The organism is Nocardioides sambongensis, assembly GCF_006494815.1.
In the GTDB taxonomy this organism is placed as follows: Bacteria; Actinomycetota; Actinomycetes; order Propionibacteriales; family Nocardioidaceae; genus Nocardioides; species Nocardioides sambongensis.
Window position 1 is genome coordinate 666,726 of record NZ_CP041091.1, and the last position, 24,093, is coordinate 690,818.

Here is a 24,093-nt window from a genome sequence, read left to right on the forward strand (position 1 = left end):
CGCCCGCAGGCCGCTGACCAGCACAGATATCAACGCGAACTGCGAATCCGGCTCAAGTGGCACGAGTCAGGTCGAACTTCAGCAGCGCTCGTCGTTGCCGGCCGGCGATGCCGCCGACCCGCATGTGGGCCCCGGTCGAGGAGTTCGTGGTGGGCTCCTCCTCCCTGATCCACGCATCGCTGGTGGGGCTGGTGTTCAGCGTCGGATCGACGACAACCGGGTAGGAGCGGTCGGTGCTCTGGAGCCACGCGAGGTCTGGGGTGACGCTCAACGTCCACCCGCCCTCGGTGCCCTGATCGAGTTCGTAGGTGACCTCGGTCGACAGGGCCTCGTTTGCATCGGTCATGAACGGCGCCGGCATCGTGAAGGCAACCCGGTTGTTGGAGTCGAGGATCTCGATCTCACCGTTCGCCCGGAGTTCTGGGCTCAGCTCCGCACTCATCTCGAGTCCGAACTCATAGACCACGGGCTCGGCGGGTGCCTGGTCGAGGATGATGGACTCCTTGACGCCCTGGCCGGTGGCTTCATATGTCACCTCGGCGGCGATGGCCTGGGTGTCGTCGCTGACCTCGTAGGTGGCGATCGCACCGTCGACCGACGGGTCACCTTCCAGACCGGCCATCGAGAACGACACCGAATGGCCGCCGTCAACAATCTTGACCGGGTCCGCGGAGGCGTCTTCTGGGAGCTTGACGGTGTAGCTGTTCGCCGCATTCTCCACAGCAAAGGTCTGCCCGGCCGCGTCGACCAGGTTGTTGTCGATCGGCTGCCACACACCATCGGCATCCCGGTAGTTCACCGGCGCGGCGTACCCGACGTACTCATAGGAACCATCCGGCTGCACGAACACATCAGAGGTCGCCGTCGACAACTCCACTACCCGACCCGTAGCCGCACCGGACGGCGAAGCGGGAGCCGCTGGCGCCGCCTTCGCAGACTCGCCCGCCACCGCACTCAAACAGGCGGCTGTCATCGTGGCCAACGCCACCACCGCCAAGCCGGTTTGCTTGCGCCGACCATCCGTTGATCGCCACGTCGCCATGGACCGCCCCCTTGTTCTGTCCAACCGAGTCGACGGAGTCTGACAGGACTTCAAGCCGCCCGTCTCCGGAATGCCAAAACGGTTTCGAGATTGTCCGTTGCTGGTGAGAAACGGTAGCGACGGTCGTGCCTTGGATCTTGTGGATCCTGTGCTCATGGGGCTCTCGCCCTGCTGGCTCGGGCGCCTGTTGTTCGTCCCGAAACGTGGCTGTTCTGTGCAGGTCTCGCTGCTGCGTGTCGTGTGGTCCAGGGTCGCAGTGTGGTGATGATCGGCGGCGCGCTGCGCAGCAGAGTGAGGCCTGTGCCGAAGGGCAGGGTGCGGATGGTTTCGGGGGTCATGATCGGTACTCGTCGGATGGAGCGTTGGTGGGTGTGGCTGCCGTGGCCGTCGGTCGAGGTGCTGTGGGTGGGTTCGTCGCGTTCGCCGATGAGGGTGGTGAGGTCTTGGAGGTCGCGGGTGGCGGTGGAGCCGCCGAGGATGATCTTGACGATGGCGGCGTCCCAGATGGCGTTGGCGGCGTGGTTGCCCCACTTGTCGCGTGCCTGGGCCAGTGACTGGAGGACGGGCATGGTGGTGATGCCGGTGCCGCCTCCTTCGGCCATGAGGACAGGGAGTGAGGGGAGTGGGGCGAGGTTGCCGATCTCGTCGAGCGCCATGAGCAGGGGTGGGTCCAGTCGTGCGCCGGGGGATGCGGCGGCGAGGTGGCGGGCGGTTTCGACGAGGTCTTCGATGAGTGCGGCGACCAGGGACCAGGACGCGCCGGCGCCGGCGCCGGTGGCGAGGAGGTAGAGGGTGCCGTTGTTGGTGAGGAACTCGGTGGGGTCGAAGGCTTCGTCGGGTCCGGGGCTGACGGCGGTGAGGATGCGTGGGTCGGCGAGGCTGGCCAGGGCGAGGGAGACGCCCATCCAGATAGAGTCGCGGGTGCGGGGGTCGGCGTGGACCATCGATTCCAGGGCGTCGCTCCAGCCGGGTGCGGCGTGGGGGTGGCTGGCGAGGATGGCGACGGCGTCGACGGCGGCGGTGGGGTTGAGGGTCCAGTCGAGGAGTTCGCGGGGGCTGCGGTGGTCGAGGGCTGCGGCGTGGAGGAGTGCTTGGAGGGCGGTGCGGGTCTTGCCTTCCCAGAAGTTGCCGGACTCGACGCCGCCTTTGCCGAGTCCGGTGGCGGAGGCGAGTCCGGTGGCTCGGATCATCGCGGTGAGGGGTTCTTGGCAGCCGCGGATGGGGGACCAACGGAGACCGGCGGGGGTGTTGCCGGCGAGGCGTTGGGGGTCGAAGACCGCGACGGGGCCGCGTTGTTGTCGTGCAGTGAGGGTGGCGGTGAGGTTGTCGGGTCGGGTGGAGGTCGTGATGACAGGTCCGGGGGCGTCGAGGATGGCGTTGATGACCAGGTGCAGTCCTTTGCCGGACCTGGGTGGGCCGATGATCAGGGTGGAGTCCTCGACCGAGGACCAGACCTCGATGCCGTGGGCGTGCCCGAGCTGGTAGCCCACATCGGCAGGGCGCGGATGCTCGAGGCTCGGCCGCAGCGTGCGGGCGTGTGCGAGCAGGGCCTTCTTGGAGGCGGTGTGTATGACGTCGCGGTGGGTCGCGGTCCCGGGGATGCGCCGCGGGTCGCGTGCGTGGAGGTGGCGGCTTCGGTCGATAGCCCGCCACGCTCCGTAGGCGCCGCCGGCGACGAGCGCGAACGCCGTGAGCACGATGAGCCAGTAGGCGATGGCAGGGAGGTCGGGTGTGCCGAGAGCCGTGCCGGGGTCGGTTGGTTCGAGCAGTACGCGGACGGTGCTGTCGGGTCCTCGGGCTGGTTGGGGGTGGCCGGTGATCCAGGCGGTGACTCGGCCGGCGGCGTGCAGCAGCATCGCGAGCGTTCCGAGGGCGCCGATGGTGGCGAGTGCGAGGTTGGTGAGGTGGTCGTCGACCGACGCCCTGCGCGACTTCATGCGCGAGCACTCGGGCGGACACAGACCGTGGTGTGGCCAGAGGTCGCACCGACCAGCAGGAGCTGCGCGTCGGTCCGGGTGAGGACAGCGGCCGGCAGACGCACCTGGACCGCGCCGTCGCGGTCGGCGGTGTCGGTTGCGATGACCAGGGCGAGGTGGACGTCCTCCTCAGGCAGTAGTCCGGTCCCGGTGATCCCGGTAGCCATCGTTCGGGCAGTCGGTGGCGTTCGTCCCGGCGCGTGGTCCTCCTCATCCAGGTCCTTCGTGTCGGGGTTCTTGCCCGCGGCGTCGGGGTGGTGGGGGAGGGCGATGTCGGTGAACTCTGTGCCGTCGTGCTCGGTGACGTGGACTCGCATCGGACCGCGGGCGGCGGTGATGTCGTCCACCACCTGCTGGATACCGCTGCGATCGAGGTCAGCGGTGTCGCCGTACGGCTGACCATCGAGGGTGATGGTGATCTGCCCTTCGTCGCCGATGGTGACGTCGAGGAGGGGAAGGGCGACGGGGACGTGAACGTCGGTGGCGCTCATAGGTTGACCAGGTCGGGTGCCGCGACTTCGGCTGTTCGCGAGGCGACCTGGCCCGTGCGGGGAGACTCGCGGTGGAGTCCGGGTGGGTCGCCGCCACCGGCTTGGAGAGTGTCGAGGCCGTCAAGGATCTGCACCGCAGTCGACCGGACTCGCTCAGCGGTGGCTTGGACGACCTCGGTGGGGGCCTTGTCGGGAACGCTGTGAGCCCAGGCCGAGACGTAGGGGACGGTGTAGTCGGTGGTGTCCATGCCGTGCGCCGCGCCGACCATGAGGGCAACACTCTCTGCCTCAACCTCCGCGATGCCGCGATGCAGACGTCCATCGCCGAGGTCGTTGCCGCTGCCGTTGTCGTCGCTGGTTGCTGCGTTGGCGGGGTCGTGCATCAGGGCGTGGGCAAGTTCGTGCGCGAGGGTCTTGGCCTGAGCGGCTGGATCCATGTCGGTGCGGACAGAGACCACACGCTGGGCGTGGTCGGTGAGCCCGTTGGCACCACCGATCGCCCGCGCGTCGGAGACGCGGTGCAGCTGGAACCCGGCCGTCGAGATCTGCGCCGCCAGCCCGTCGATCAGGCAGTCGGGGGCGGCGCCGCTCAGCACGCGGGGTAGCGGTCGCTTCGGGATCGGCTCACCGGATGTCTGCGAGACGTCCCACACGTACGCCGGCCGCAGCCCGACCAGCCTCGACCTGACAGTCTCACCCGGGCCCGGTCGCTCACCCCGACTGAGCCGACGCCACGAGCCCTTGATGCCTGGCTGGACCGACGCGTACCGGGCGGTGACCGGGGCGAGGATCTGGTAGCCAGACTGCCCCTTGTCCACGCTCCGGCCGAGGGTCTTCCACTGCCTGAACCCGGCGACGTACGACGGTACGGGGTCAGGCACTCGGCCGGCTTCGTAGGCGGCCGCGTGCTGGACGTAGATCAGCAGCGTGTTGTTGAACGACCGACTGCGAAACCGTGCCGCGAACTCGAGGGCGCGCCTCCAGTCCTCGCCGCCTACGAGGTCTGTGACAGCAGCGGCAAGCCGCTCCTGCAGCGCGTCCAACTTTGCTGCCCGGTCGGTCGGCGTGGTGTGCGGATTGCGCATGCGACTTCGCCTCCTCCATCGCCACGAAGGTGCGCCAGCACGCCCAGTGCTCTACGGGTGCGACCGGGTTGTCTGGGATCGAGTCCCGTCCTCGGGCGTTCGGCTGCGCAAGGATGGCGACCGGTTGCAGGATGCGGTGAGCAGATCGAGCGAGGAACTGGGGGCGGAACGTGCAGCGCAGGCGTACACGGATGGCATTGATGAGCGGGGTGGCTTTGGTGATGGCGGCTATCGCCCCGTGGGCGGCCGCGTCGGCTGCGCCGAACTCGCACCAGGTAGCCCGTGCCGCGGCCGGTGAGCTGGTCTTGGCCGAGCGGTCTGCGCCGCCGCTCGCGGCACGGGTGCTGACCGTGTCCAGGCCGGTTCTGCGGTCGACCGGCCACGTTGAGGAGGGTGATCGGTTCACCGTCACGGCCACGATCGCCGTGCCCAAACGAGCTCGCCGGGTCGTGCTGCAGAAGTGGTACGTGCCGACCTACTACGGCACACCGAGTTGGCAGACGGTGAAGACCCTCAAAGTCCGCGGTCATCGCAAGATCAACTTCAACCGGACCGCCATCGAGGAGAACCGCGAGCGCTACCGCCTCCTCGTCAACTATCGGGGCTTCAAGAAGCCGGTAGCGTCCCGCGCCATCGGAGTCACGGTGTGGCGGTGGATTCCGCTCTCGGAGTACGCCCCCTACTACGAGGTCGGCGGAGCGATCTTCGGCACAGCCAGTGTCAACGGTCGCGTCTACGAGGGATGGGGCGCCGCCTACTCCTCCCACACGGGAAGCTGGGAGGGCCGCTTCACCCCGGGGCGGCACTGCAAGTCCTTCAAGGCAGTCCTGGGCGTCGCCGACATCTCGGCCGATGACTCATCGGCGACGATCGCCTTCACCACCGACGACGCACCCATCTACACCTCTCCGTCCCTCACGCCCGGGAAGAGCCTGCCAATCATCCTCAAGCTCAAGAAGCCCTACCGGTTCGGCATCCAACTCCGCGACACCACCCCTGGAGGAACCACCGGACGAGACGCGACCGAGTCCTGGCCCTTCCTCGCTGACCCGGCATTCCTCTGCACCGGGACATGACGGCCGCGTCGTCTGGCTGAAATTGACGACCCCAGCGACGGCTTGGGGCGCCGCAGTCCAGGCGAGCGCATCTATCGCGGCGCATTGACGCACTTGATTGCTCCACGAGGGAAACAGGTCGCAGCGCGCGGTGCCGGCCGGTACCGCCTACACGTCTTGGGTCTCGAGGAGGTCGCCCGGCGTGCACGACAGTGCATCGCACACAGCCGTAAGGGTTGAGAACCTGATCGCGCGGGCGCGGTTGTTCTTCAGCACACTCAGGTTGGCGACGGTCACTCCGGTCGCCTCGGCGAGTGCAGCGAGAGTCATCCCGCGATCTGCAAGGAGCTCACCAAGGTTGCATGTGATCCGGTGGTGATCGGTCGCCGGCATCAGATGAGACCGTCCGCATCCTCAGCCAGACGTCGCCCGGCACCGAAAGCGGCAGCGAACACACTGAGCAGCGCGGCGACCAGCCACCACGCCGAGGTGTCGAACAGGTGCCGTGCGGCGTAGGCAAGGAACCCCTCACCGTGTCGGCCGACCTCGGCGAGCAGGGCGGTATCGGCCCACGCGGACAACAGGGCGTGTCCGATGACGCCAACGACAACGACGTACGACGCCCACCGAAGTCGACGGGGCGCGTGGCTCTCGAACGGCATACCGCGTTGGATGTCGACGACGACCACGAGCAGCAACCATCCAGTGACGAGCGTGACTGTCCCGAGCAGGACGTCCGGGGCAGCATTGATCAGCAGCAGCGACTCGCTCGCGTCCACGACTCCGACGTCACGGCTCCGGTTGGCGATCTCGCGGAACACCGGATCGGAAGACATGACAGAAGCAACGACGCTGACGATCAGGAGCGCGCCGCTCAGGACGCTCACACCCAGCAATACGCGGGCGAAGAAGAAGCCAGGCGGCCGGCGAACGGAAAGGTGCACCCAGGAACCATATCGATCATCGATCGCATCGACTGTCGATACCTCCGATGACACGGGTCGAGCGCGACAACGACGCAGCTCTCAACCGAGCGTCCATGGTTGGCGTGTCGCTAGCCCGTGCACAGCCGCGACCCCGGGCGGGGACCGTGTAACACGTTGGGTGCATCCCGTCCGTAATCCCCCAGGCCCGCACGCGGCCGTATGCCGCGGTCGGCCGGACTGCGCTCGGATGCGCAGTCAGTGCGCTTCTGGCGGTGCTGGCCTGGTACCCGACCTACGGCAGTTTGGACGTGGCAGCGCAGTCCAGGCTCGAGTGGATCGGGCCGGCAATGATCGCCGTCGCAGCCGGCGGCACGGTCGCCTCTCTGTTGATGCTCTGGGTTGCCAATGCAAACCAAGGTGACCTCACGATCGCCGTGGACCAGCATCTCGAGCAGATGGACCAGAGGCCATTCGTCGCCTCGCAGTCGCTCGCCTCCTGACCGCCCGCTGGCGAGGTCCGGCCCGGCATCGATGTCGCGTTCCCGCGCAACCGTCGTTGAGGGTGATGCCGATGGCTCACTCATCGGCTCGTGACGCGTGTAGCGCACGGAAGTTGCGGACGGGCGCATCCGATGCACGCCCGTATCTCGGCGTGAGCGGGCGTCACAGCAAAGCCAGGCGCCACCGCCTGCTCAACCGGTCACTAACCGAAAACGACGAGGACCGCGCTGACCGCGATGAAAGCGGAGGCAGCGATCATCAACGCTCGACCGCGCGAGGTGAGGCGGATCGGTTGTGGCCGCTCCCTTGCGGTTCGCTCGCGACGGTCTCGGTCGCGGAAGCTGTCGATCTGTGCGATCAAGAAAAGGACGAGACCCGCCGATAGCATCAGAGGACTGAGCGACTTCGCATCATCCGGCCACATGGGCACACCCTAGGAGGGCGAGCCCGGTATACGTCGGTCATCGCGGCGACCGAGTTGGTCGAGAGGTCCGTCCAGAGGTCAGTTCGTGCCCGCGCCGAGGCCGTCGTGTCTGATGGGGGTCTCCCGCACCCGACGCCAGATAGCCCTGGTCGTTGCGCCGCGTACGTGTCGTTCTTCACCGATATAACAGTTGACTCAGGAAGGTTCGTCTGAATCGCGATAGGATCCGACGATGGAACAGAGCCGGCGCCAACTCGTCAGGGTGTTCTCCGAGAGTGGCAGCTTTCCGCTCTGGGTGCGCGGAGGTTATCTCGGCGAAGAGGGGGCCCGAGATAAACTCGGCATATCCGATGAGTTGATCTCGGCGCTTGAACAATGGGGCCTCGAGGATAGCTTTGTCATCGAGCCGGAAGGACACCGGGAGGCCGGTTTAGAGCTTACTGCCCGGCTCCAGCGCGAGTTGGGCGACGAGTACGAAGTGGTCTATCGACGCGACTGAGCAGTTGGCGGCAGCGTCCTGGGGTGTTTCCGCGTTCGCCCTGGGCCTTGGCAGCACGCCGTTCGGGTGCTGTCGGGGCCGTGGATCTGGTGTGATCGCGCCCCAACGAGGTCGCGCCGCGAAGTCGTCCAGTTCACAAATGAGCCTATGGCGTGGCCGAACAGAGCGGCCGCCCCAAGATGCTGGGGCCAACGCGATGCCGTCGCATAGACTGTCCGGAATCGGCCTGCAAGGGCCGCCATTGCCGTAGCTGCCATCGTCCGGTAACGGCGGAGAAGGGGTATCGGCAGCTGCCGACGACATCGTCGAGTAGGTAGCTTCACTAGACCGAGACGTGCAGGTGGTCCCAATGGCCACCGATGACGTCGGCTGGGTTGTACCGGCCGCCGCCGTCGTAGGGTCGCCATCCTTCGTCGGCTCGGGCGACCGACCAGATCTTTCCTTGCCAGATGAGGTAGGCGACGCCGAGGGTGCGGGCGTTGGTTTGGAGCCAGTTCGTGACGCGCCAGCCGAGGTCGAGGGCGGGGCCGGTGGCGCGGGTGCCGATGGGGTTGCCGAAGGTACCGTCGCAGGCCCGGCCGTGGGGGTGGTCGGAGACGGGGTTGTCGGAGCGCCAGCATGACCACTGCGAGGTCGGGAACTGACGTCGGGCCTGGCCGAGGACGTAGGCCATGCGGGCGGTGATCCGACCGCCGGTAGTGGGGTCGTCGACGAGGCGGTTGGGGTTGCCGCCGGGGAAAGGTAGTGCAGGGCGTGCGGGGGAGTCGGGGGCGCACTCTGCCGTGTCGCCAGATGACGCGGGTGGTCCTTCGGCGGCGTCGTGGTGGGCGAGCCAGGGCTCCGGATTGATGGTCGAACCGTTGGGGCCGCCGACCCGGATCTCGAAGTGGAGATGAGGGCCGGTGGCCTTGCCGTCTGCGCCGACGACGCCGATCCGTTGACCTGCGGTGATGGTCTGGCCTTTCCGTACGTCGATGCCGTCGGCGTACATGTGGGCGTAGCCAGAGACCAGCTGACGCCCGCCGATCCGGTGTTGGATCAGGATCAGGTGTGCGTAGCCGGAGGAGACGGCGCCGGCGAAGAGCACGGTGCCGTCGGCGATGGCGAGGATGGGTGTGCCGGCGGGCGCGGCGTAGTCGACGCCGGTGTGGACGGAGCGGTCGCCGGTGATCGGGTCGATCCGTGGGCCGTAGGTGGATGTCTTGTGCCAGGTGCCTTGGGGGAGTGGGAAGACGACGCGTGAGGTGGGCGGCAGGTTGGTGGCCCGTGGTGATGTGGATGTCAGCCGGTCGAGGATCGCGACGGCGAGGGGCATCGTGTTCGTGTAGCGGTCGGGGTACGCCGAGACCTCGACTGCCTGCGCTGCCGCGCCCTTGGACATTGCTCGCCATCCGGGGATATCGAGGAGGCCGCGCGGAGAGCCGTGGTTCGGGCCGTTGGCTCCGCCGTAGAAGGCGCGTGCCTGGTAGGTCGGGTCCATCAGTTCCGGAACGGTGCCCCATCCGGCAGTGGGGCGCATCTGGAAGATGCCGAGCGAGTCGCTGTCGGCGCCGCTGCCGTCGTTGGGATAGCGCGTGGACTCGGGGTACGCCGTGGGGTTGGCGAGCATCCTGAGCCAGGACTCGGTCAGCCCGGCCATCAGCGCGACGGTGATGCCGTCGGAACCGACGCCGGCAGTCTGGCTGCCGATAGCGATGATGATGGCCGCGTGCCGTAGCTGTTGGCGGCCGAGCGTGACGCGGGTGCCGTCGGCGAGGCGGCCGGTGAACTGGTTGGGTACCGGGCCGATCGAGACATTGCCGACCGGAGTGGGGCAGGTGGCCTGCGCAGCGGGGTTGAGGAGCACCCCGATCCCGATCAGGACTGCCGCCGGCCCCAACAGCAGCCCGGTCAGGCTGAGCCCGACCACGACCTTGATCACCGCTCACTCCAGCGGCTCGTCGAGTCGAGACAGCCGCAGCAGGTGACACTCGGGATAGCTGGGTCCGCAGACGACGAAGACGGTGAAGGCCACCGAATGCTCACTGCTCACTGCTGCGCCCTCCCAGACGCCGCTGCGGTGGCGGATGCCCTGGATCGTGTAGGCGACGGTGCCCGGTGCCAGCCCGCTCGGGCCGGCCTCCTCGAGCGCCTGCGCCCATAGCGAGGGGACCTCGGAGGAGGTGATCTCGAGCCATTGCCGCGTCGCGTAGGCGCGCAGCATCGCCCACGCCTCGTCGGTCGGCAAGTACGCCGCCACGTCGGCCACCAGACCGGGTGCAGACTCACCGGTGGGGTCGGCCACCCCAACCAGCCGCCCCGCGTACCTCGCCGGGGCACCTGCGAGGTGGTGTCCCACGAGAACAACGCTTCGGCCACGGAGCGCGCAAAGACTTCCGGGTCACTGGTCGAGTCCAACGGCGGAAGCTCATCAGCCGTCGCGTGCGGTGGCCCCTCCCCGTGGTTGTCGCCAACCTCCGGCGCGGACGCTGTCGGTTGACTGCCCACCTGGCCCGGCGGGTTCGACCCACCCCCGTGTGTGGGGGTGAGGAAGATCCACGCACCGATAGCCACCAGCAAGAGGAGTCCGCTGACCACGGCGATGACCAGGCGCCGGCGTACGAGCGACTCCGGGCGTTGCACGAGCATGACGATCTCTCAGCTCGCCGCGACGGTACTCGTCACCCGCGCCGACCGCGCGTCCGCGGCCGCACGGTGAAACGCAGCGGTCTCGTCGACAACGCGCTCGAACAGCGCCCACTGTTCGTCATCGAGCAGGACGCCGATCTCCTCGGCGTCGTACCTGGCAGACCATCCGTTCATGTCGGTCCAGGTGTGAACGAAACCCCGGACCGATCGCTTGCGCTGGGCCACCTCCTTGGAGACCTTGCGACGAGACCGCGGCTGTTTGACCCGTTCGAGCGCCTCCCGCGCGAGCCGGTCGAGCTCGGCCTCGTCCTCCTCCCGCTTCAACGCCATGACGTGTTCGTAGATCGGGGCGACGGGCTTGCCGGCATCGATCTCGTCCAGCCCGGCCTGGGCCACCTCTCGGATCTTGAGCGCCACGGCGGTGTCGCTGGCGAGGTCGGCGAGGTCGTTGATGCGCTCCAGCCGCTGATGGGAATCCACTCCGGTGACCGCCCGAGCCGCCTGGGAGCGTGTCTTCCCGGCCAGCGACGACGGTGGTGTTGACTCAACACCACCGTCACCTCTGCCGCTTTCAGTTTCACCTTCGGAGGTCGCATCGGTCCGGTCTTCGGTGTCCATGGAGCCTTTGAACTGGGTGGCTTCCTGGCGGCGCTGGCTGTCCTCCTTCATGGCCGCGTTGAGCTCTCGGAAGAGTCGAGCTGCTTCGAGCTCGGTCAGCGGCTTGTGCAGGGTGTTCTCGTCCTGCCACGCCAGCAGGCTGTGCAGCCGGTCGGAGAGCCCGGTGCGCACCCAGACCTTCACCGTCGTCCATCCGAGTTCGCGGATGGCTTCGAGGCGTCGTCGACCGCAGATGAGCGTGCCGTCGGGCGCGATGGTGATGGGCTGGAGGAGGCCCAGTCGCTCGATCGACGCCTTCAGCGGCTCGAGGTCTCCGATGTCGGTGCGGTGCACGACCCCGACAACGATCGAGGCCACCGCGCGTTGAAGCTCGATGTGACCCTTGTCAGGCATGGGAGCTCCGGGCCCGACCGGGGATGGCTCTGATGATCGCGAGCACGAGGTCGTCATCGCGCAGGAGCTCTGCCTGCCGCTCGTCGCACAGGATTCGCTGCAGTACGCCGTGCCCGACGCGGGTGTGAGCGAGGTGGGGCTCGGGGCTGCCGAGGACCACCCGCAGGAGCGCGGCCCATCCGCGGCGGTCGAGGTCGAGCTGTGCCAGCGCGTGGTAGTCGCGGCGGAGGTACTCGTGCGCAGTGGAGCGGCTGCCCGCCAGCACCAGGCGGGTGCAGATGTACTCCAGCGCGAAGCGAGCGGTCTGCGGGGGCCACCCGAGACGGACGAACAGAGCGACTGCGATGTCGATCGCCTGGAAGGCGTTGGTCGGCTCGTCTGCCGTGCTTGCAGGTGTGTCGTCGGGGTCGAGTTCGGCCTCGTCTTCGGCGGCAGGCAGCTGGAAGACGGGGTGGTAGTTGCACAGCAGGTCGTCGCGGTCGAAGATCCGTCGGGCGTCGTGGCAGTCGTGATGGACCAGGTGGCGCGCGGCCGCGGTGGAGCACACCAGTCCAGCGGCGCGTTCGTCCGCGATCAGCGTCACCTGCACCGCACGGGTGACCACGGCCCACGGGTCCTCGGCCCGTCGGACGGCCGGAGTGCGCAATACCTCGAACGCTGCATAGGCGGCGTCCTCGGCCTCCATGCCGTGGCGGTGCGCCAGGGCGCCGTACTTCTCCATTGCGAAGCACATCAGGTCGCGTGCCTCCCGGTCGTCGCGCCACGCGTCCGCGCCGTCGGCGTCGAGGCGCATTAGCAGCGCTCGGAGGCCTTCAGAGGTTCGGTAGTCGGTGCTCAACGTTCCAGACCTTCCTGTCGTGGGGTGGTATGACGACGCGCGATCGCGGCGCGGGCGATGTGTGAGGGAGCGCGGCGCACTCCACGGATGGCCGCCTCCTCGACGGCTGCGCCGCGTGCCACCGCCGGCGAGCCCACAGCGGTCGCCAGGTCGCTCGGTCGGACCCAGGCGATCGACCGCCCGCCCGGGGACGACTGGGTGGGCTGGGTGGGCTGGCTAGGTGAGAGATGCCATGACGAATCGCGGTGTCGCGCCAGGCGATCGGCGTCGGTGTCGAGAGCAATCGACTCAGCAGAGTCGGACGCGGGCGTCGCGCGCATGCGCTCGTAGTGGGCGTCGGTGTTCACATCGTCACCGCCGCCGACTGGGGCGTGACGGTGCGACTCGTGGAACCTGGTTGGGCGATCCGGTACGCCGACCGAATCGTCGACTCTGTCTCGCGCTCGGGCAGCCCCGCAGAGCGCGCGGCGTCACCGAGGATCGAGCGGGTCGTGTCGATCCGGTGTCCCTCCTCGACCATCCTGCATGCCGCCCAGAACAGGCCTCGGTTGCGTTCGCCCTCCGGACGCGAGGCGACGTAGTTCGCCAGACCCTCCGGACTACCCAGCGCCCGGGTCGGCGCTGGTGGGGGAGCCGGTCGTGGCGGTTCGAGAAGATCCCGCAGACGCTGAGCGTCGAGCGGACGGGGCTCGTGGGTCGCGGTCGCGATCACCGCGTACGTGGCCTGGGCGCCGTCGATACTCAGTCGCGATGGCGGGACGACGACATACCCACCATCACCGCGGAAGTCGACATGAGCCGACGGCGCCTGCCACGACCTCTGCTCGCCGCGATCAGCGGCGTCCGTCACTGCGGTGCGCGGATAGTAGGCGTGCAATCCGCCCGAAGGAGTGCGAACGAGCCAGGCCCATCCGTCAGCGATGCCCGCCGCACGAGCGCCCTCGAACGCCGGATACCCACTGCCGGAGCCATGGACATCAACGTCCACCACATCCAACCCCGACCGCCATCCCGTCGGGATGCCGATGTTCGCCTCGGGCGTACGATGCCACCACTCCGTCACCGTTCGTGCAGATGTGGTGGCGTTGTGGAATCCGTTCTTCGTCAGCGGCCGCTTGCCGCGTGGCACGCACGGGAACACCGGGATGCCGAGGTGCACATATCGCCGCGTTGCCGAGGCGAGATCCGCCGTTGACTCGGACTCTGCCATGCTGGCCCACAACCGAAGGCGTGACGTATCCATGCCGTTGAGGCTGGCCGGAGGACGTGTCCGAGATCGTTCCCCTACTCCGCGTCAAGGTGGCGGATCGCGGTATTTGCCCAGGTCAAAGGCGCTCCCTATCCTCAACCGGCAGTCGCGATGGTGGTGTGCAGACTCCATTGGACAGTCCTGGGCGTGGTCGAATGGCATCGATAATCCAGGCGCATGGCTGGGACTCGCCTTGCGCCGCTTGGTGTGCTCGCGCGTGCTGGAGCAAGTCTTCCGATCGCGAGCCTGATGCGTCGAGCCTGGTGATCGTGGTCGGTCTGCTGGTCGACAGGCGTGGGTTCGAGCTCAAGATCGGCTGCCTCGAGGGGCAACCAGGCCAAGACGTTGACGACGACCCCGATCATCAAGCAGCTCCAAGCCTGACACGACACCCACGACATCGCCGACATGGTCGTAGTGGGGGATCTCGGGATGCTCTAGTCCAACTTGAGCGAGGTCCACGAGGCGGGGCTGCGGATCATCGTCCGCTCTCGCGTCACCAAGGCGCCCGTGGACCTGGAGCCCCACTTCCGCTGGCACGGCGACGCGTCCACCGACGGCCAGGCCATCGAGCCAGGCCGAGTGCCAGACGGTGCCGGTGATCGAGGCGTTCAAGACCGCCAGGGGCTGGAGGACGCGACCGTGGTCGCCGATGCCGGGATGGTCTCCACAGGCAACCAGCAGGCGCTGGAGGACACGCGGTTGTCGTTCATCCTCCACGCGAAGATCCCCGACATCCCTTACCAGTTGAAGGAGTGGCACGAGGGCCATCCCGATGATCCGACCCCCGTCCGGTTGGTGTTGACCCAGCCGTGGCCCGCAACGCAACTGGAGAAGGCTCGCGGGAAGCAGGATCGGGTCATCAACTACCGGTACCGCGCCGACCGTGCCCGCAGGCCTGACTCGTGCCACTTGAGCCGGATTCGCAGTTCGCGTTGATATCTGTGCTGGTCAGCGGCCTGCGGGCGGGCTGATCGACACACCCCGCGGGGCACTACGGTCGGGGTTCATGGTGTTCGTGCGGAAGGCTGCGGGCCGGTCGGGAGCGACCAAGGTCCAGATCGCCGAGCGCCGCGACGGCCGTGACGTCGTGCTTGAGCACGTCGGGACCGCCCACGACGAGGCCGAGTTGGCGGCGCTGATAGCGGTAGCCCGCAAGAAGCTCTACCCCGGCCAGGGCGAGCTGCCGCTGGACGGCATCACCAGCACGGCAGCAGATCCTCGACCGGGAACGGCGGTCATCACCAGCAAGTCGAACGCGGTGTTGTGGCAGGCCCTGCGCGCCGGCTACGACCGGCTCGGGTTCGACACCATCGGCGACGAGGCGTTCGCCCAGCTCGTCCTGGCGCGGATCGTGGAGCCGACCAGCAAGGCCGACTCACTTCGTGTTCTGGACGAGCTCGGTGTCCCGCACGCCTCGCTACGCACGATGTTCCGCTCGCTGGCCCGTGCCCAGGAGCGGGACTACCGATCGACGATCGCGGCAGCGTGCTTCCGCCACGCGCTCAGCCACGGCGACGTCAGCCTGTGCCTCTACGACGTGACCACCCTCTACTTCGAGGCCGAGAAGGAAGATCTCGACGCGGGCGGCAAGCCCGGGCTGCGCAAGGTCGGCTACTCCAAGGAACGCAGGGTCGACCCGCAGATCGTGGTCGGGCTGCTGGTCGACCGGACCGGGTTCCCCTTGAGATCGGCTGCTTCGAGGGCAACAAAGCGGAGACGTTGACGATCTTGCCGATCATCGAGCAGTTCCAGACCCGCCACGGCCTGACGGACATGGTCGTGGTTGCTGACGCCGGGATGCTGTCCGCGACCAACCTGCGTGAACTCGACGAAGCGGGGCTGCGGTTCATCGTCGGATCACGCGTCACCAAGGCGCCCAAGGATCTGGAGTCCCACTTCCGCTGGCACGGGGATGCGTTCACCGACGCCCAGATCATCGACACCCTCACCCCACGCGACCAACGCGCCACCAAGTCGACTTCCAGCACCGGTCCGGCGGCGAGTGACCCGAACGTGCGCGCCGAGCCGGTGTGGGACCCCGAGATCCATCAGCGGTCCTGGCGCGCGGTGTGGGCCTACTCCGCGAAACGAGCAGTGCGCGACAACAAGACGCTCACGCTGCAGGAGAACAAGGCCCGTGCCGTCGTGAACGGGGAGAAGACCGCGCGGACCCCGCGGTTCGTGAAGACCAGCAACGGCAACCGGAGCCTGGACGAGGCGTCGCTGGCCAGAGCCCGGCGGCTGGTCGGGTTGAAGGGCTACGTCACCAACATCCCCGCCACCGTGATGGGTCCCGGGGAGATCATCGCCAGCTATCACGACCTGTGGCGAGTCGAGCAGTCGTTTCGGATGTCCAAGACCGACCTGAAGGCCCGGCCGATGTTCCACCACACCCGCGATGCGATCGAGGCGCACCTGACCATCGTGTTCGCTGCACTCGCCATCGCGCGTCACCTTCAAGACGCCACCGGGCTTACCATCCGCAAGATCGTGCAGACCCTGCGTCCGCTACAGCAGGTCACCGTCCGGATCGCCGGCCACGAGCACCTCGCGAACGACCCGCTCACACCCGGCGCCGCCGCCATCCTTCACGCCCTGGACACCGCTGCCGAGTGACACACCCCGGTGGCACGACTCAGGAGGATCGGGTCATCAACTACCGGTACCGCGCCGACCGTGCCCGCAGGACGCTGCGCGGGATCGATGAGCAGGTCGGCAAGGCCGAGAAGGCAGTCGCCGGGAAGATCGCGGTCAAGCGGAACCGCTACCTCCAGCTCGCCGGCGGCACCAGATCGGTGAACCGGGAACTCGAAGCCAAGCCCGGATGCTGGCTGGCTGGACGAGCTACACCACCAGCCTGGTCGACGCCGAACCGGAGTTCGTGATTGGCGCCCATCACCAGCTGTGGCACATCGACAAGAGCTTCCGGATGTCCAAACACGATCTCAAGGCACGGTCGATCTACCACTACAAGCGCGAATCGATCCAGGCACACATGAACATCGTGTTCGCCGCGCTCGCCGTTACCCGGCTCGTCGAGTCCGCGACCGACTGGTCGATCAAGCACTTCGCCCGCACCGCACGCCGCGATCCCACCGTCCAGATCAAGGTCGGCGAACACACGATCACCGCCGAGGATCCGCTGCCCGTCGATCTACGCGACGCGCTCGCACAGATCAACTGGGGCACTAACTTGGCTCGAGTCAGGTCAAACGGCGAGAACATCGCCAAGGCACCACGGTTCGTGATGATCATCAACGGCACCAGAACCCTCGATGGAGAATCTCGGGCACATCGGCTGGTCGGGCTGAAGGGCTACGCCACCAACATCCCCGCCGCCGTGATGCCCGCCGTCGAGGTCACCGCCTGCTACCACGACCTATGGAGGGTCGAGCAGTCTTTCCGGATGGGCAATACCGATTTACGGGCGCGGCCGATGTTCCACCACACCCCCCGACGCGATCGAGAGGCCACCTGAGCATCGTGTTCGCCGCGCGCCCGCTGTCGCGCGTCGCCTACAAGACGTGACCGGGCTCAGCATCCGCAAGGTCGTCCAGATCCCGCGGCCGTTTCCCGCAGATCAGCTTCCGCGTCGCCGGTCACGAAAACATTGCATACGACCCGCTCCCCCCTCGCAATCCCGGGAACTCATTCACGCGCTGGGCATCGAGTCCAACTGACGCCCCACGGTGGCACGATCCAGGTGATAGACCACGTGTGACGATCCTGGGATCTGCGCGGGGAGGTCCCGACCTCCAACCATCGAATATCGGGAAGCCGAAATTCAGTCGTCGCCCCTAGCGCGTCGGTTCCGGAACGAGTGGAGAAGCACAAGAGTGCCGGTCAGCACCAAGGTGCCAGCGAGAGTTAACTCGAACCATCCTACAGCGAATCCCGAAACTGCGAGGACGGCAACTCCAAGAATCGCCATGACGGCGCCTATGAGAGGTGCCCTACTTTTCCTGTCAGTCATTCGTCCACCAGGTCCAAGTGCCGTTTGAGTGTGCGCGAATTGTGTTCTCGGGATACGAGTGCCCAAAAGTGACTCCGCCGAACTCGTTCTTGAGGTGGCCCTTCTTGTAGTAATAGTGCCCGCTAATGTCAGAGCCGTCTGACCACTCATAGAAGTACTTCTTGGTCTTCACATTGCCCTCCCAGGACACCGTGCCCCATTCTACGTCAATGTCCCAACCGGTTTTCACAGTGTTCACCGTGATCCAGCGTTGTGTTCGGAACCAGCACCACTTGGTCCACGTAATGTACTTGTACAGAACCTGAGTATGGGAGATGTTGTGCTTCCTGTTGGTCAGAGTGACCTTGCGACACCCGGCCTCTTTGGAGGTGCCCCCAGAGCCACTTTCGACCCGCCCGATGATGTCACGATCGTTGATGGCCCTCCCGCCTCCGCCATTTTCGGCGCCGACATCGTCGTCGGAGGCCACCAACGACGACGACCTCGGCATCGAGTGGGAGTTGCGGCAGAGGGGGCCGGATCGGAACCCGCGGTGGGAGATCACCGGCGTGACCGATGACCTGATCACGGAGTTCTCCAGCCGAACGCGCGAGATCGAGGTGAAAAAGGACGAGCTCATCGCCGACTACCTCACCCGCCACGGACGCCGACCCTCAGCCAAAACCATTGTGGAGTTGCGGGCGCAAGCCACGCTGGCTACGCGTCCGGCGAAGGAGGTCCGGTCCCTCGCCGACCTGACCACCGAGTGGCGTCAGCGGGCTGCCGAACGGTTGGGCACCGACCCCACGAGGTGGGCACAGACCCTGGTCGGGCGCGACCCCGATGCGTTGACGGTGGACGACGTCCCACCGACCGCGATCCAGACGATCGCCGATGACGTGGTCGCGGCGGTGTCGGTGAAGCGGGCGGTGTGGACGCATTGGAATCTGGTGGCCGAGGCGGCGAAGCAGACCATGGACCTACGGTTCGCCACCACCACCGACCGCGAGGCCGTCGCCGGCCTCATCGTGGACGCGGCCCAGGCACGCTCAGTAGTCCTCACGCCGCCGGAGCTCGCGAGCACCCCGACAAGGCTCCAGCGCGAGGACGGCACGAGCCGGTTCCGACCCCGGCATGGCGAGAAGTACTCCTCGACCGCAGCGCTTGAGGCCGAGGCGCGATTGTTGGCACGCGCCGAGAAGGTGACTGCGCCAACGGTGGCAGCCAGGGCCGCGGGGCGAGCAGGTGGTGGTGGCACGGTCCCGCTGACTGACGAGCAGCGGCGTGCGGCTGAGAGCATCTGTCGCTCAGGGCGCCAAGTGGACGTGTTGGTCGGGCCCGCTGGGGCTGGGAAGACCACCACGATGAGGGCGCTCCGCGCGGCCTGGGTCAGCGAGCACGGGCGGGGGAGTGTGGTCGGCCTGGCGCCGTCTGCCGCCGCAGCCCAGGCGCTGGCCGATGACCTCGGCGTCGCCTGCGAGAACACCTCGAAGTGGCTTCACGAGTACGACCACGGCCGAACCGAACTGCGCCGCGGTCAGCTGGTGATCGTCGACGAGGCGACTCTGGCTGACACGGTGACGATCGATCGGCTCACGGGAATCGCCGCTGGCGCGGGCGCCAAGGTCCTGCTGGTCGGTGACCCTCACCAGCTTCAGTCCGTCGATGTCGGCGGAGCCTTCGCACTCCTGGTCGATCGGCGTACGGACGCTCCGCGGTTGAACGAGATCCACCGGTTCGCCAACGAGTGGGAGAAGGAAGCCTCACTCGCGCTGAGCCGCGGAGACGTCCAGGTCATCTCGACTTACGGCCGCCACCAGCGGATCCGCGAAGGGCTCACTGAGGAGATGGTCGACGCCGCATACGGCGCCTGGCGCTCCGACTGCGCCGCCGGGCGCGCCAGCATCCTCGTGACGGAGTCGGCTCGCGACGTCCGCTTGCTCAACGAACGCGCCCGGGCCGAGCGGCTGCTCTTGGAGGGTGCGGTCGACCACCGCGAGGTCGACCTGATCGACGGCTGCCGAGCCTCGGTCGGCGACGTCGTCATCACGCGCCAGAACGACCGCCGGATCCGGACCACGCGAGGCGGGTGGGTGAAGAACGGCGACCGGTGGCTGATCACCGACATACGGCGGGACAGCTCTGTCGTCGTCAAGCGCCTCGGAGGCGACGGCCGGCGAACAGTCCTGCCGCCGCAGTATGTTGCCGAACACCTCGACCTCGGGTTCGCCGTCACCGCGCATAGAGCCCAGGGCGTCACCGTCGACACCGCGCACGTCGTCGTGACCGCATCCACGACCCGCGAGAACCTCTACGTCTCGATGACCCGCGGCCGCGAGTCCAACATCGCGTACGTCGCCCTCGATCAGCCCGACGACAGCCACTCCACCCCCGGGGCGGATGACGTCACTGCCAGGACGGTTCTGTATGGCGTCCTGCAGCACAGTGGCGCCGACCTGTCGGCCACCCAAACGATCGAGGCCGAGTACGAGCTCCACGGGGGCATCGACCGTCTCGCGGCCGAACTCGAGACGATTGCCGCCGAAGCTCAGCACGACCGCTTCGCCGACCTGCTCAGCCGCTCCGGGCTGACCGCCGGGCAGCACGCCGCGGTCGTCGAGTCGACAGCCTTCGGCCCCCTCGCTGCGGCACTTCGTCGCGCCGAGGCATACCACCACGACCTTGAGCGTCTTCTGCCTCGAGTCGTCGGGCGGCACGGTCTCGAGGACGCCGACGACATCGCCGCGGTGCTCCGCTACCGAGTCGACAAGCTTGCAGCGACTCCGCCGCGCGGCTGCCGGCTCCGTCCACGACTGATCGCCGGCCTGATCCCCGAGCCGCTCGGCCCGATGTCAGCTGAGGACCGGGAGGCGATCGACGAACGGAAGGAGCTGATCGAGTCGCGTGCTCGCGCCCTCGCCAACGACGCAGTCTCCAGCAATGAGGCGTGGACGCGGCGGCTCGGATCTCGTCCGCGTGGCCCGGGTCCTGACGAAGCCTGGCTCAATGCGGTGTCGACGGTCGCGGCATACCGGGACCGCTACAAGATCATCGCTGATCCGCCGGTGGGCGGCAGCACCAAAAATGACGCCCAACGGGCGGATCGTCAGCGTGTGTTGGCCGCCCTCCGTCGGGCTGGGTCGGCGTTCGAGCGCCCCGCTGCGTCGCCGTCGATGGAGTCTCGAGCCATTCCGGTTCCATAGGCGGCCGCGGGGTGTTGTTGTCCACAAGGGACATGGGACGTCCTCCGCGCAATGGGTGGCGCGGCGTATCGAGAAGGTCTCGACCACCTGGAGGGACCTGTGCTGATCTTGATCGCGTTGCCCGTCCTCGTCGCCGTCGCGGCGGTCCATCGCTACCTGCAGTTCTACGCGCCCACGAACGTGCTCGCGCGTCGAGTCCGCACGGCGTTCCCGACGTTTCGCATGGTCTTGGCGCTGTTGGCGTTCGCCGCCGTGCTGCTGGTGCTGATGCACGTCATCGCTGGGTCCATCGCGGCCGGTGCCCCTGGTTGGCTCAACCTGGTCGTGCTCGTTCTCGCATGGGACACGCTCAAGGTCGGATGCCTTGCCCTGGCCGTCGGTCTCCGTAGGATCTCCGTCGCTGCGCGGCGGGCCGCGGGCGCACGTCACCGGGTCGCGCTGCCCGCTTCGTAGGATTGCCCCGTGTCTGACGATCTCTCCCTCTTCGGCGATGACCCAGCGCCGACGCCCGCTGCGTGCGGGTGGGGCACGTCGCCGTCGCGACTCGCTCGGTGCCGACTGCCGTGGCTGGTTGGCCGCAGTCGGTGACGACCGTAGCGACTTTTCTTGCGGACTGTGTGCGGACTACACTCAACAGAAAAGTGAGAACCCGCAGGTCAGAAGTGGTTTTGTGGACGGGCTGGCCTGTAAGCCGGGTTCTGTCCCTGTTGCCAGGGGGCGACCATCCATCTACGACCAGCGTTGCCGGTGGCCTCCAGCGCCCTACCCGTGCACTCGGGCGAGCAGCCCTCCCGACCGAGGTCGTCGTGCACTGTCTGGACTTGCTCCGGGTGGGGTTTGCCGAGCTGCCCCGGTCACCCGGGGCACTGGTGGGCTCTTACTCCACCGTTTCACCCTTGCCGACCCACGAGGAGTCGGCGGTCTGTTCTCTGTGGCACTGTCCCGCGAGTCACCTCGGGTGGGTGTTACCCACCACCCTGCTCTGTGGAGCCCGGACTTTCCTCGGGACCCCCGAAGGGATCACGCGGTCGCCCGGCCAGCCCGTCCGCAGGTCAGCCTAGGCCATCGACCGGGAACAACCGTGTCCCCGGGACAGTTCAGGTGGACATGAACAGCATGCCCTTCGACCCCGAGCAGATGCTCGCCGCCCCGGCGATCGTGTTCCCCGGGCAATCGGCCGGGCACGCCGCGGCATTCCGCAACGCCTGGGACCTGTTGTCCCGCCGGGCCCCGCGCGAGGCGCTGGAGCTGATTGAGCCCGCGCTCGAGGCCGACCCGGACAACCACGGCCTGCGCGGCCTGCAGGCGTGGGCCTTCCTGATGCGCGCGCAGCTCGGTCCCGCCGAGAAGGTGCTGCGTGGACTCGTCGAGGACGACCCCTCCGACGTGTGGTCCCGCCACGCCCTCGGTCGCGCCCTCGAGCGCCAGAGCAGGTACGACGACGCGCTGCCGCACCTGCGCCTGGCAGCCGTGATGAGCGGCGATGTCGAGCACGAGCTCGACGTACTCCGCGTCGAGCGGCTGGCCGGGAAGGTCTGACCGGAGCGCGCGCACGAGCTCTCCGGGCAGGGCCCACGAAGCGGGGCTCGAGGGGCCAGGTCCAGGGCCGGGGCTCAGGGGGCGAGCGAGGCCCAGAAGGCGCAGTTCGACGCCGCGGCGACGTCCTCGCGCCTGATCCCTCCGGCGGAGCCGATGTCGAGGGCCAGCACGTCACGTGGGCTCCGGTACTCCGGCCAACGGGGGAGGCCCCGACCGAAGGGCACGCCGTAGGTGGCGAAGTTGGTCCAGTACTCGACCATCGCGTCCGACAGCGACTCCTGCTCGGCGCTCAGCCCGTCGCCGAAGAGCCCGGGGAAGAGGAACGGCAGCTCGGTCGCGTGGGCGGCGCCGTTCTGGTCGCCGAGGAGTTCGATGAGCGGGTCGGCCGTGCGGTCCTGGAACTGGTAGGCGTAGACCCGCGTGCCGCGGACCCGGTCGGTGACCTGGTAGGCGTCCACGTGCTCGCAGGTGGACAGCGGACTGTTGGCGTCGCTGAACACGGTGGACAGGGCGATGATCGGCGAGGGGTAGGCCGCCACGGGGTAGCGGTCCAGCACCGTGGGGGCGGCCGCTGCGAAGGTCCGGGTGAGGATCGCGACGTACTGCTCGGCGGTCAGGGAGGTGCCGTAGTCGAGCGGGACGAAGAGCCGGTTCTCGTCCAGCGTGTTCCCGTGGATCAGGTCCACCCGGTTGGCGGTGCCATCCACGAAGGCGGCTCGCGCCTGCTGCGGGAGCGCGGCGCCGCCGGCCACCATCCGGCCACCGGGCCAGGCCTCCAGCAGGGTCTGCGTGTCGACCGCCCGGAGACAGGCCGCCACGTCCCCGGCCTCCGCGCAGCCGACCTCCTCGACGACACCGGCGCCGACCGTCTCGGCCTGCGGCAGTGTCTCGACGTCGGTGGTGCACGAATAGCTCTGCGCGATCGCACGGTCGAAGAGGTCGCGGGCCGTCGGTGAGACGACGTTGGCGCACACCGAGGACGCGCCCGCGGACTCACCGACGATGGTCACCCGGTCCGGACTGCCGCCGAACGCCCGGATGTTGCGCTGGACCCACCGCAGCGCCGCCTGCTGGTCGAGCAGCGCGTAGGAGCCCGACCCGAGACGGGGGGCCTCGGCCGTCAGGTCCGACTGCGCCAGGAAGCCGAGCGGCCCGAGCCGGTAGTTGATCGTCACCACGACCACGTCGCCCTGAGTGGCCAGCTTGGCGGCGTCGTAGCTGCCGCCGGTGCCGGTGAGGAAGGAGCCACCGTGGATCCACACCATCACCGGACGGCCACCCGGGCGGGGGTGGCGCGAGGTCGGCGTGGTGACGTTCAGGTAGAGGCAGTCCTCCTCCACCGTCGTCGCGTTTCCGGTCCCGTTGGAGAGCTGGGCGCACTGGCTGCGCGGTGCGGACGCGTCCAGGGTGCCGCGCCACGCACGCACCGGCCGCGGCGGACGGAACCGGAGATCCCCGACCGGGGGAGCGGCGTACGGGATGCCCTCGAAGGTGCGGTGGTCGCCCCGGTCCACGCCGCGCACCGCCCCCTCCTGGGTGCGGACGACCGGCTCGCCCCCGAGCCTGTCGGGGCGCGCGGAGGCCGGTGACGTCGCCGTGCCGAGGCCGGCGGCGAGGAGCGTGAGACCCAGCACGACGGCAACTCCGGCACGGGCCGGTCGGGAACGGTGG

Annotated in this window: 18 protein-coding genes, 1 other RNA gene and 5 pseudogenes; 11 read left to right on the forward strand and 13 right to left on the reverse strand. The window is 67.8% G+C overall.

Translation table 11 applies throughout. The features are described 5' to 3' along the window. Positions 1-52 precede the first annotated feature (52 nt). From FIV43_RS03100 to FIV43_RS03115, 4 genes are all read right to left on the reverse strand, one after another. On the reverse strand, positions 53-1,042 hold the full coding sequence (locus FIV43_RS03100; protein WP_141012944.1) for a hypothetical protein: 990 nt from the start codon (positions 1,040-1,042) through the stop codon (positions 53-55). Between the two features lie 152 nt (positions 1,043-1,194). Then, the gene (locus FIV43_RS03105; RefSeq protein ID WP_141012945.1) at positions 1,195-2,979 is read right to left on the reverse strand and encodes a type IV secretory system conjugative DNA transfer family protein; all 1,785 of its coding nucleotides are present in this window, start codon (positions 2,977-2,979) and stop codon (positions 1,195-1,197) included. Then, entirely contained in the window at positions 2,976-3,509 is a 534-nt protein-coding gene (locus FIV43_RS03110) for a hypothetical protein (protein ID WP_141012946.1), read from the reverse strand. Before FIV43_RS03110 ends, FIV43_RS03105 begins: the two co-directional genes overlap by 4 nt. After that, positions 3,506-4,552, reverse strand: coding sequence for an ArdC-like ssDNA-binding domain-containing protein (locus tag FIV43_RS03115; RefSeq protein ID WP_331251043.1), 1,047 nt, complete (start codon positions 4,550-4,552; stop codon positions 3,506-3,508). Before FIV43_RS03115 ends, FIV43_RS03110 begins: the two co-directional genes overlap by 4 nt. Before the next feature lie 212 nt (positions 4,553-4,764). Between FIV43_RS03115 and FIV43_RS03120 the strand changes: the two genes are divergently transcribed. Then, positions 4,765-5,670 carry a hypothetical protein gene (locus FIV43_RS03120; RefSeq protein ID WP_181407666.1) on the forward strand — a complete coding sequence of 302 codons (906 nt, stop codon included), beginning with the start codon at positions 4,765-4,767 and terminating at the stop codon, positions 5,668-5,670. A 147-nt stretch (positions 5,671-5,817) separates the two neighbouring features. Here FIV43_RS03120 and FIV43_RS03125 read toward each other — a convergent pair whose 3' ends face one another. Both FIV43_RS03125 and FIV43_RS03130 read right to left on the reverse strand, forming a co-directional pair. Beyond that, positions 5,818-6,042 (reverse strand): helix-turn-helix domain-containing protein, encoded by a 225-nt coding sequence (locus FIV43_RS03125; RefSeq protein WP_141012949.1) that lies wholly within the window; start codon positions 6,040-6,042, stop codon positions 5,818-5,820. Then, positions 6,042-6,593: a hypothetical protein gene (locus FIV43_RS03130; RefSeq protein WP_141012950.1), complete on the reverse strand. Its 552-nt coding sequence runs from the start codon at positions 6,591-6,593 to the stop codon at positions 6,042-6,044. The genes FIV43_RS03125 and FIV43_RS03130 overlap by 1 nt, the downstream gene beginning before the upstream one ends. 254 nt (positions 6,594-6,847) lie before the next feature. Between FIV43_RS03130 and FIV43_RS03135 the strand changes: the two genes are divergently transcribed. Together FIV43_RS03135 and FIV43_RS03140 are read left to right on the forward strand one after the other, a co-directional pair. Beyond that, positions 6,848-7,075, forward strand: coding sequence for a hypothetical protein (locus FIV43_RS03135; protein WP_141012951.1), 228 nt, complete (start codon positions 6,848-6,850; stop codon positions 7,073-7,075). 657 nt (positions 7,076-7,732) lie between these two features. Continuing rightward, positions 7,733-7,999 (forward strand): hypothetical protein, encoded by a 267-nt coding sequence (locus FIV43_RS03140; protein WP_141012952.1) that lies wholly within the window; start codon positions 7,733-7,735, stop codon positions 7,997-7,999. A gap of 322 nt (positions 8,000-8,321) precedes the next feature. Here FIV43_RS03140 and FIV43_RS03145 read toward each other — a convergent pair whose 3' ends face one another. The 5 genes from FIV43_RS03145 to FIV43_RS03165 all read right to left on the reverse strand — a co-directional run bounded on the left by FIV43_RS03145 (position 8,322) and on the right by FIV43_RS03165 (position 13,686). Beyond that, the gene (locus FIV43_RS03145) at positions 8,322-9,920 is read right to left on the reverse strand and encodes a M23 family metallopeptidase (protein WP_141012953.1); all 1,599 of its coding nucleotides are present in this window, start codon (positions 9,918-9,920) and stop codon (positions 8,322-8,324) included. A gap of 3 nt (positions 9,921-9,923) precedes the next feature. After that, the gene (locus FIV43_RS03150) at positions 9,924-10,283 is read right to left on the reverse strand and encodes a hypothetical protein (RefSeq protein ID WP_141012954.1); all 360 of its coding nucleotides are present in this window, start codon (positions 10,281-10,283) and stop codon (positions 9,924-9,926) included. 353 nt (positions 10,284-10,636) lie between these two features. Continuing rightward, complete coding sequence (locus FIV43_RS03155; protein ID WP_141012955.1) at positions 10,637-11,638, reverse strand: ParB N-terminal domain-containing protein; 1,002 nt, start codon at positions 11,636-11,638, stop codon at positions 10,637-10,639. Further along, positions 11,631-12,476 (reverse strand): serine/arginine repetitive matrix protein 2, encoded by an 846-nt coding sequence (locus tag FIV43_RS03160; RefSeq protein WP_141012956.1) that lies wholly within the window; start codon positions 12,474-12,476, stop codon positions 11,631-11,633. The genes FIV43_RS03155 and FIV43_RS03160 overlap by 8 nt, the downstream gene beginning before the upstream one ends. 343 nt (positions 12,477-12,819) lie before the next feature. Then, the gene (locus tag FIV43_RS03165) at positions 12,820-13,686 is read right to left on the reverse strand and encodes a bifunctional DNA primase/polymerase (RefSeq protein WP_231123655.1); all 867 of its coding nucleotides are present in this window, start codon (positions 13,684-13,686) and stop codon (positions 12,820-12,822) included. Positions 13,687-13,991: 305 nt separating this feature from the next. Here FIV43_RS03165 and FIV43_RS24015 point away from each other — a divergent pair. The 7 genes and pseudogenes from FIV43_RS24015 to FIV43_RS03190 form a co-directional block, all read left to right on the forward strand. Next, positions 13,992-14,298 (forward strand): annotated as a pseudogene (locus tag FIV43_RS24015) (IS1634 family transposase); the annotation flags it as partial. Next, positions 14,297-14,622: pseudogene (locus FIV43_RS03170) on the forward strand (IS1634 family transposase); the annotation flags it as partial. The pseudogenes FIV43_RS24015 and FIV43_RS03170, both read left to right, overlap by 2 nt. Before the next feature lie 112 nt (positions 14,623-14,734). After that, positions 14,735-16,344 (forward strand): annotated as a pseudogene (locus tag FIV43_RS03175) (IS1634 family transposase). A gap of 26 nt (positions 16,345-16,370) precedes the next feature. After that, positions 16,371-16,906 (forward strand): annotated as a pseudogene (locus FIV43_RS21895) (IS1634 family transposase); the annotation flags it as partial. 12 nt (positions 16,907-16,918) lie between these two features. Next, positions 16,919-17,361: pseudogene (locus tag FIV43_RS24020) on the forward strand (IS1634 family transposase); the annotation flags it as partial. A 654-nt stretch (positions 17,362-18,015) separates the two neighbouring features. Beyond that, a complete protein-coding gene (locus tag FIV43_RS03185) occupies positions 18,016-20,883 on the forward strand; it encodes an AAA family ATPase (RefSeq protein WP_141012960.1) in 2,868 nt (955 codons plus the stop codon). Between the two features lie 99 nt (positions 20,884-20,982). Continuing rightward, positions 20,983-21,336, forward strand: a complete 354-nt coding sequence (locus FIV43_RS03190) for a hypothetical protein (RefSeq protein ID WP_141012961.1) — start codon at positions 20,983-20,985, stop codon at positions 21,334-21,336. Positions 21,337-21,554: 218 nt separating this feature from the next. Here the strand turns inward: FIV43_RS03190 and rnpB are convergent. Beyond that, positions 21,555-21,927, reverse strand: an RNA gene (rnpB, locus tag FIV43_RS03195) — RNase P RNA component class A. A gap of 63 nt (positions 21,928-21,990) precedes the next feature. Between rnpB and FIV43_RS03200 the strand changes: the two genes are divergently transcribed. After that, complete coding sequence (locus FIV43_RS03200; protein ID WP_141012962.1) at positions 21,991-22,422, forward strand: tetratricopeptide repeat protein; 432 nt, start codon at positions 21,991-21,993, stop codon at positions 22,420-22,422. A 74-nt stretch (positions 22,423-22,496) separates the two neighbouring features. Here the strand turns inward: FIV43_RS03200 and FIV43_RS03205 are convergent, their stop codons facing one another. After that, complete coding sequence (locus FIV43_RS03205; protein WP_181407667.1) at positions 22,497-24,056, reverse strand: carboxylesterase/lipase family protein; 1,560 nt, start codon at positions 24,054-24,056, stop codon at positions 22,497-22,499. Positions 24,057-24,093: the final 37 nt, after the last annotated feature.